This is a genomic window from Massilia sp. P2_C2 (assembly GCF_056404615.1).
Genome location: NZ_JBFUDR010000288.1, coordinates 1 through 8046, shown reverse-complemented (window position 1 = coordinate 8046; position 8046 = coordinate 1). Strand labels below are relative to the sequence as shown.

Genomic DNA, 8046 nt, shown 5'->3' with positions numbered 1-8046 from the left:
TCTCCTGGCCTCTTGCACGCCCTTGACTTCGGCGATCGCGGCCAACGCTTTCTGCAACTGGCCGGTCGAGCTGATCTCGGCCGTGAACACCATCTTCGCGAACCCCTTGCTGCTCTGCGTATTCACGCCGATCACGTTGATCCTGGAGATGGCCAGCACTTCCGAGATGTCGCGCAGCAGGCCCTGGCGGTCGCTCGCGAGGATGAAAATGTCGACCGGGAACACCGTCTCCAGCCCCGTCGTGCCCCATTCCGTCTCGAGCACGCGTTCCGGGCTCCTGGTCGCCATCTCGGCGAAGTTCTTGCAGCTCGCGCGGTGGATCGACACGCCCTTGCCGCGCGTGACGAAGCCGACGATCGGGTCCGGCGGTGCCGGCTTGCAGCAGCGCGCCAGCTGCGTCATCAGGCCTTCCGTGCCGACGACGAGCACGCCCGATTTGGCACCCTGCTCCACGCTCGACGCGCGGCTCTTGTTGACGACCGCCTCGTCGGCGACCGGCGCGGCCGGTGCGCCCGTGTCGTGCAGCGCCGCTTCCACGTGGCGCAGGCTGAATTTTTCCTTGCCCACCGCGATGAACAAATCGTCCACCTTGGTAAAGCCGAGCTTGTGCGCGAGCGCATCGAGGTTGACCGCGGTCTTGCCTTCGCGCTGCAGCGATTTCTCGACGAGGGCGCGGCCGTGCGCCAGCGTCTCCGCCAGTTCCAGCGCGTGGAACCAGGCGCGGATCTTCGAGCGCGTGCGGCTGCTGACCGTATAGCCGGGGCTGAGCCAGTCGCGCGACGGCCCCTGACTGCCGGCCGGGCCCTTCGCGGTGATGATCTCGCACGTCTGGCCGTTCTTCAGCGGCGTGTTCAGCGGCACCATCACGCCGTCGACCTTGGCCCCGCGGCAGCGATGCCCCACCTCGCTGTGCAGGTGGTAGGCGAAGTCGATCGGCGTGGCGCCGACGGGCAGCTCGAGCACGCGCGCCTGCGGCGTCAGCACGAAAATGCGGTCGTCCAGCGTGGTCGACTTGAGTTTCTCGACCCATTCGCGCTGCAGCTCTTCCTGGCCCGTGACGGCGCTCGCGACCTCCGTCTTCCAGGCCAGCAGCTGGCGCAGCCACGCGATCTTCTCGTCGTATTCCTGGCTCTTGAAGTTCGAGCCGCCTTCTTCCTTGTAGCGCCAGTGCGCGGCCACGCCGTACTCGGCGAAGTTGTGCATCTCCTGGGTGCGGATCTGCACTTCCAGCGGCCGCCCGTCCTCGGCGGTGACGACCGTGTGCAGCGACTGGTAGCCGTTCGCCTTCGGACGCGAGATGTAGTCGTCGAATTCCTTCGGGATCGGCGTCCAGATATTGTGCACGACACCCAGCACCGTGTAGCAGGTCTTGACATCGTCGACGATCACGCGGAACGCGCGCACGTCATACAGCTCGGAGAAATCCAGCTCCTTGCCGCGCATCTTCTTCCAGATGCTGTAGATGTGCTTCGGCCGGCCGAACACTTCCGCCTTGATGCCGGCCGCCGCCAGCTCCTTCTGCAGGCGCGCGATCGACGTCGCCACGAAGCTCTCGCGCAGCATGCGCTTCTCTTCGAGCATCCTGGCGATGCGCTTGTACGTGTCCGGCTCCATCATCCGGAACGACAGGTCTTCCAGTTCCCATTTCAGCTGGAAGATGCCGAGCCGGTTCGCCAGCGGCGCGTACAGGTCCAGCACTTCGCGGCCGTAGTTGCGCGTGACGTCGTCGAAGCGCTTGTGCTCCGCGAACCAGCGCAGCATCGCCACGCACGACGCAAGGCGGATCAGCACGACGCGCATGTCGCTGGCCATCGCCAGCAGCATCTTGCGCAGGGTCTCGACCTGGGCCATGGCCTCCTGGGCCGCATTCTTGCCGCGCCCGACGGGGGCCTGGGCCGCCGTCAGGTCGCGCAGGCGGATCAGCTGGTGCACGCCGCGCACCATGTCCGCCACTTCCTTGCCGAAGCGCTCCTCGAGCGCCTCGGTCACGCCCGGCTCCACGATGGCCAGCTCGAACAGCAGGCCGGCGATGCGGGTCTCGGCATCGCTGCGCAACAACGCAAGCGTGCCGGCCACCCCCAGCGAGAATTCGAACGCACTCTGGCCGATGGCGGCCGTGCGGTCGCCATACGACGCCGCCGCGAATTCCAGCGCGCCCTTCACGCGCGCGCAGTCGTCGGGGCCGAGTCCGTGGACCAGTTGGGTGGTGGCGTCGCCGAGCGCGACAATCGATACCATCGCCTGTCTTTACGCCTGAGCGGCAACGACGACGATTTCGACCAGGCAGGCCGGATCGGCCAGCCTGGCTTCGACGGTGGCGCGCGGCGGCGTGGCGCCCGGCACGACCCACGTGTCCCACACGGTGTTCATGGCCGGGAAGTTGGCCATGTCGGTGATGAAGATCTGGGTAGACAGGATGCGGGTCTTGTCGCTGCCGGCTTCCGCCAGCAGGCGGTCGATGCTGGCCAGCACTTCGCGCGTCTGGCCGACGATGTCCTGCTTGTTGTCGCTGGCGATCTGGCCGGCCAGGTACACGGTACCGTTGTGGATGGTGACTTCGGACAGTCGTTTGCCTACGTGCAGTCGTTTGATTTCCATGCTTTTCTCTAAGTCGCTTAATCTAGTAAAACCAAGGCCTTGCGGCCGCTTCGCCCGGCCGTGGAGCCGAACACCTTCCGGCCAACATCAGCCGGTCAAAAATTCCCGTGCGATCGCGATCTGCTCCGGCTGCAGGAACGTGGGCGCATGGCCCACGCCGGCGATCTCCACCAACCGCGGTTGCGGACCGCGCCGCGTCATCTCCTGCGCCGTCGCATGCGACAGCAGATCCGAGAGTTCGCCGCGCACCAGCAGCGTGGGGCAACGGATCGCATCGTAGGCCGCCCACAGCCGCGCCTCGTCCTGCGCCACACGCTCCGGCGTCAGCGCCTTGAACGGGGCGGCCAGGCCCAGGTCGTAGTGGCGCGTCCAGTGCCCGTCGGGCAGCTGCACGAGCACATCGCGCGTCAGCTTGTCCCATTGCTCGTCGCTGTGCGGACCGAACGACGTCGAGACGGCGCGCACGAACGAGGCGCCTTCCTCGTAGCTGGGAAAGCGCAGGTCCTGGCCGATGTAGTCGCCGATGCGGGCCATCGCGGCCGGGTCCAGCACGGGGCCGATGTCGTTCAACACCATGCGGCGGATCGGGCTGGCTTCCTGCGACGCGAGCGCGATGCCGATCAGGCCGCCCATCGACGTGCCGAACCAGTGCACACCCTCGTCGTCGTTTGCCGCCGTGACGCGGGCGATCAGCGTCACCATGTCGGCCACGTATTGCGGCACCACGTACAGCGCCGGATCGCGCAGCCGGTCGGAACGGCCGCGCCCGGCGACGTCCGGGCAGACGACGCGATAGCGGTCGCACAGGGCCCGCGCCAGCGCGTCGAAGTCGCCGGCCACGCGCGTCACGCCATGCACGCAGACGAGCACCTTCGCATTGTCCGGGTCGCCCCACTCCTTGTACGCCATGCGGTGCAGGCCGGCGGGCGAACTGCACAGCACGGATTTCAACCTCGGTTCGCTCATTTTCCTGTTCCGACGATCACCATGCATCCGCCCGGGACATCCTGTCCATGGCGGCCGCCAACATTTTAACCGGCGGAGCGATTAGAATTCTACCAAGTCTGGCCAGGGAGGACCGGCGAATCCCCCAATCAAAGTCCACTGAGAAAGAGGAACGAATGAAATCAACCATGCTAAGCGGCAAAACTGCACTCGTCACCGGCTCGACCTCGGGCATCGGCCTCGGCATCGCACGCGCGCTGGCCGAGCAAGGCGCCAACATCGTCTTCAACGGTTTCGGCGACGCGCAGCAGATCGAAAAGCTCTACACCGACATCGGCCAGGAATTCGGCGTCCAGACCGCCTACCACAATGCCGACATGTCGCAGCCCGACCAGATCGCCGCGATGATGACATTCGCCGCGGACAAGTTCGGCGGCGTCGACATCCTCGTCAACAACGCCGGCATCCAGTACGTCGCGAACATCGAGGACTTCCCGGTCGAGAAATGGGATGCGATCATCGCCATCAACCTCAGCTCGGCCTTCCATACGTCCCGCCTCGCCCTGCCTTACATGAAGCAGAAGAACTGGGGCCGCATCATCAACCTGGCATCGGCGCACGGCCTCGTCGCGTCGGCACAGAAATCGGCCTACGTCGCCGCCAAGCACGGCCTCGTCGGCCTGACCAAATCGACGGCGCTGGAAACGGCCCAGACCGGCGTCACCGCCAACGCGATCTGTCCGGGCTGGGTGCTGACGCCGCTCGTGCAGAAACAGGTGGACGACCGCGCCGCGCGCGAAGGCATCAGCAACGAGCAGGCCAAGAAAAACCTGCTGCTGGAAAAACAGCCGTCGGGCGAATTCGTCACGCCGGAAGAACTGGGCGCGCTGGCCGTGTTCTTCTGCAGCCCGGCCGCAAACCAGGTGCGCGGCGTGGCCTGGAACATGGACGGCGGCTGGGTCGCGCAATAAGCATCCCGGCGTGATATATGACGGCACGGCTGCAGCGCGGTCGTGCCGTGTTCTTTTTTGAAGGAGTGAATGTGGACGAGTCGCTGAAAATCGAAGGCTTGCATGATGCCTGCGTGGAACTCGCCCATGTCGTGCTGGCATCCGGCCAGCCGCAGGTGTCGCGCGACATCCTGGAAACCGTCGCCGACCGCTTCGAGCGCGAAGCSGCCGACTTCGCCCTGCTCGTGGCCAACGCCGGCCGCGACACGGCCCTGCTCACGCGCGCCGTGCACTACCTCGTCGACGCCCACGCGCTGCCGCTGATGGGCACCGACATGGAATGGTTCCGCCAGGCCCTTGCCTGCCTCGTCGAACTGGCCGTGCCGGGCATCGCGCTGTCGCCGAAAGGGGCGGCGTTCCTGCGCGATGTCGAGATCGGGATCGCGCAGGCGATGCAGGACCTGGACGGCTGAAAAGGGAGAATCATGCGGACCTGGGCTGCCATCGCCACCTTGTCGCTACTGGCCTGCGTGGCCGGCGCGGCCGACCAGGCCCCGGGCCAGCGCCCCGTGCAGCTGACGCCGGAGAAAGTCCGGGCCGGCGACGGCGCCGCACGAACTGGAGTGGATGGTGCGCCTCGGCATGACACCGACCGAGGCCCTGCGCGCCGCACGGTAGTCGCGGCCGGCATCCTCGACCGCAAGGACCTTGGTGCGATCCGCACCGGCATGCTGGCGGACGTCGTGGCCGTCGACGGCGATCCGACCGCCGACATCGCCGCGCTGCGCAACGTCGTGTTCGTCATGAAAGGCGGATCGGTGTATCGTCGCCAGTAAGCGGCCCTGCCTGCATTCCCGGCCGGGACAAGCGCAGCAAACCATGAATCGGATTATTCAGAAAACCGGGCTGTGGTTATCAGCCACGTCGTTGCGGTTTTCCACAATAGCCCATGCAGATATTTTGCGTGATGATGACCGTGTTACCAATAGCGTATGAAGCCTAGCCATGAAAAAACCATTCTATAAAGTACTTTATGTCCAGGTATTGTTTGCGATTATCGTGGGTGTTCTGCTGGGCATCTACGATCCGGGCATCGCAACCGCGATGAAGCCTTTGGGAGACGGCTTCGTCAAACTGATCAAGATGATCATCGCCCCGGTGATTTTCTGTACCGTCGTCGCCGGTATTGCCGGCATGCAGGACATGAAAAAGGTCGGCCGTGTCGGCGGCAAGGCCCTGCTCTACTTCGAGGTCGTCTCGACCTTTGCGCTGGGCATCGGTTTACTCGTCGCCAACCTGATCAGGCCGGGCGCGGGCTTCAACGTCAACGCCGCCACGCTGGACACGCATGCGATCGCCCAGTACACCGACAAGACCAAGTCGCTGACCAYGGTCGACTTCCTCATGAACATCATCCCGAACACGTTCGTGGATGCGTTCGCCAAGGGGGAAATCCTGCAAGTGCTGCTGATCGCGATCCTGTTCGGCTTCGCGCTGTCGATCCTGGGTGAGCGCGGCCGTCCGCTGACCCGCTTCATCGACGACATGTCGCACGCCATCTTCGGCGTCGTGAACATCATCATGAAGGCCGCCCCGATCGGTGCGTTCGGCGCCATGGCGTTCACCATCGGCAAATACGGCGTCAAGTCGCTGATTCCGCTGGCATCGCTCGTCGGTTCGTTCTACCTGACCTGCTTCCTGTTCATCGTGCTCGTCCTGGGTACCATCGCCCGCCTGACCGGCTTCTCGATCTTCCGCTTCCTCGCCTACATCAAGGAAGAGCTGCTGATCGTGCTGGGCACGAGCTCGTCGGAAAGCGCCCTGCCCGCGCTGATGCGCAAGCTGGAAAAAATGGGTTGCCCGAAATCCGTCGTGGGTCTCGTCGTGCCGACCGGCTACTCGTTCAACCTGGACGGCACCAACATCTACATGACGATGGCCGCCCTGTTCGTCGCCCAGGCCACGAACACGGAGCTGACCTTGACGCAGGAACTGACGATCCTGTTCGTGGCGATGCTGACCTCGAAGGGCGCATCGGGCATCACCGGCGCCGGCTTCATCACGCTGGCCGCCACGCTGGCCGTCGTGCCGACGATCCCGGTGGCGGGCATGACCCTGATCCTGGGCATCGACAAGTTCATGAGCGAATGCCGCGCCCTCACCAACATCATCGGCAACGGTGTGGCGACGGTCGTCGTGTCGAAGTGGGAACGCGAGCTCGACAAGGAGCGCCTGACCTCCGAACTGAAGAATCCGAGCCCGGACGACGCGACTGGCGACCTGCATCCGGTCCGCGAAGCCGCCTGATTCATCGAGCCGCCTGCGCCTTACAGCGCGGCTCCAACGATTCCTCGTTCCGACGCCGGGTTCGCCCGGCGATTTTTTTTGCGCGACGCCTCATGACGGCACCTCGGGCGGCACGTCAGGCGCTGCATCGGGCAACCTGGCGCTGCTGCAACAGCCACAGCCGCGCATACACCCCCTWGCGCCGCAACAGTTCCGCGTGCGTGCCCCGCTCGACGATGCGGCCCCGGTCCATGACGATGATCGCGTGCGCATGCACGATGGTCGAGAGTCGGTGCGCGATGACGAGCGTCGTGCGCCGCTCGGCCAGGCGCTCCAGTTCCCGCACGATGGCGTGCTCCGACACGGAATCGAGCGCCGACGTGGCCTCGTCGAACACGAGGATCGTCGGCTGCTTCAGGATGGTGCGCGCGATGCCGATACGCTGGCGCTCACCGCCGGAAGACTTCACGCCCCGCTCGCCGACCGGGCTGTCGTAGCCGTCCGGCGGCGCGCTGATCATGTCGTGCAATTGCGCGGCGCGTGCCGCCGCCACGATCTCGTCATGGCGTGCGCCCGCGCGCGCATAGCCGATGTTGCCGGCGATCGTGTCGTTGAACAGGGCGGCATCCTGCGGGACGACGCCGATGGCCGCGCGCACTGGCGGATATCCTGGCCGTCGATCAGGATGCGGCCGCGGTCGGGGTCGTAGAAGCGCAGCAGCAGACGCGCGAGCGTCGACTTGCCGGAGCCGCTGCGCCCGACGACGGCCAGCGTGGTCCCGGGCGGGATGCGCAGGCTGACGTCGTCCAGCGCGGGCCGTCCCGGCTCGTAATCGAAGCCCACGTGTTCGAACACGACTTCGCCGGCACCGGGCACGAGCGCCGGCAGGCCGGGCCCGTCCGGCATTTCGGGTCGCTCCCCCAGCAGCGCGAACAGGCGCTCAGCGTTGACCCAGGCGTCGCGCGATTCGCGGTACACGAAGCCCAGGGCTTTCAGCGGCAGGCATAGCGGCAGCGTGGCCTGCGAAAACGCGTCGATGATGCGCTTGAGCAGCAGCGGCACGGCCACGGTCGCCACCTTCGCGGCCAGCAACAGGACGATCGACGCCGCCACGCGCCAGCGGTTGGCACGCATCACGCCCCACAGCTCGGCCGTGAAGCGGCGGCGGGCGGCGCGGTTGGCGGAAGTTCCGGTGGCGGCGGTCATGCCGGGTTTGACCGCCGCCGCCGCGCAAGGCTCCCGTACGCTATCTGTGCTGGCTCAAGCC

7 protein-coding genes and 1 pseudogene are annotated in these 8046 nt (G+C 65.8%); 4 read left to right on the top strand and 4 right to left on the bottom strand.

Features of this window, described 5'->3' with window-relative positions; translation table 11 throughout:
* From AC1DYX_RS24795 to AC1DYX_RS24785, 3 genes are all read right to left on the bottom strand, one after another.
* On the bottom strand, positions 1-2238 hold a 2238-nt coding region (locus tag AC1DYX_RS24795; RefSeq protein ID WP_477263826.1), incomplete at its 3' end, for a RelA/SpoT family protein.
* Between the two features lie 9 nt (positions 2239-2247).
* Entirely contained in the window at positions 2248-2598 is a 351-nt protein-coding gene (locus AC1DYX_RS24790; protein ID WP_477263824.1) for a RidA family protein, read from the bottom strand.
* A gap of 87 nt (positions 2599-2685) precedes the next feature.
* Positions 2686-3564, bottom strand: a complete 879-nt coding sequence (locus AC1DYX_RS24785; RefSeq protein WP_477263821.1) for an alpha/beta fold hydrolase — start codon at positions 3562-3564, stop codon at positions 2686-2688.
* Between the two features lie 155 nt (positions 3565-3719).
* Between AC1DYX_RS24785 and AC1DYX_RS24780 the strand changes: the two genes are divergently transcribed.
* The 4 genes from AC1DYX_RS24780 to AC1DYX_RS24765 all read left to right on the top strand — a co-directional run bounded on the left by AC1DYX_RS24780 (position 3720) and on the right by AC1DYX_RS24765 (position 6800).
* A complete protein-coding gene (locus AC1DYX_RS24780; RefSeq protein ID WP_477263819.1) occupies positions 3720-4514 on the top strand; it encodes a 3-hydroxybutyrate dehydrogenase in 795 nt (264 codons plus the stop codon).
* A 71-nt stretch (positions 4515-4585) separates the two neighbouring features.
* Positions 4586-4966 carry a hypothetical protein gene (locus tag AC1DYX_RS24775; RefSeq protein ID WP_477263817.1) on the top strand — a complete coding sequence of 127 codons (381 nt, stop codon included), beginning with the start codon at positions 4586-4588 and terminating at the stop codon, positions 4964-4966.
* Between the two features lie 12 nt (positions 4967-4978).
* The gene (locus AC1DYX_RS24770; RefSeq protein WP_477263815.1) at positions 4979-5329 is read left to right on the top strand and encodes a hypothetical protein; all 351 of its coding nucleotides are present in this window, start codon (positions 4979-4981) and stop codon (positions 5327-5329) included.
* A 169-nt stretch (positions 5330-5498) separates the two neighbouring features.
* On the top strand, positions 5499-6800 hold the full coding sequence (locus AC1DYX_RS24765) for a dicarboxylate/amino acid:cation symporter (RefSeq protein ID WP_477263813.1): 1302 nt from the start codon (positions 5499-5501) through the stop codon (positions 6798-6800).
* Positions 6801-6915: 115 nt separating this feature from the next.
* On the opposite strand, the pseudogene AC1DYX_RS24760 reads toward AC1DYX_RS24765, so the two are convergent.
* A pseudogene (locus tag AC1DYX_RS24760) lies at positions 6916-7793 on the bottom strand (ATP-binding cassette domain-containing protein); the annotation flags it as partial.
* Positions 7794-8046 lie beyond the last annotated feature (253 nt).

Coding starts and splice junctions, on each gene's coding strand:
- AC1DYX_RS24790 (WP_477263824.1), bottom strand. CDS start 2,598: ATGGAAATCAAACGACTGCACGTAGGCAAACGACTGTCCGAAGTCACC.
- AC1DYX_RS24770 (WP_477263815.1), top strand. CDS start 4,979: ATGCGGACCTGGGCTGCCATCGCCACCTTGTCGCTACTGGCCTGCGTG.
- AC1DYX_RS24780 (WP_477263819.1), top strand. CDS start 3,720: ATGAAATCAACCATGCTAAGCGGCAAAACTGCACTCGTCACCGGCTCG.
- AC1DYX_RS24785 (WP_477263821.1), bottom strand. CDS start 3,564: ATGAGCGAACCGAGGTTGAAATCCGTGCTGTGCAGTTCGCCCGCCGGC.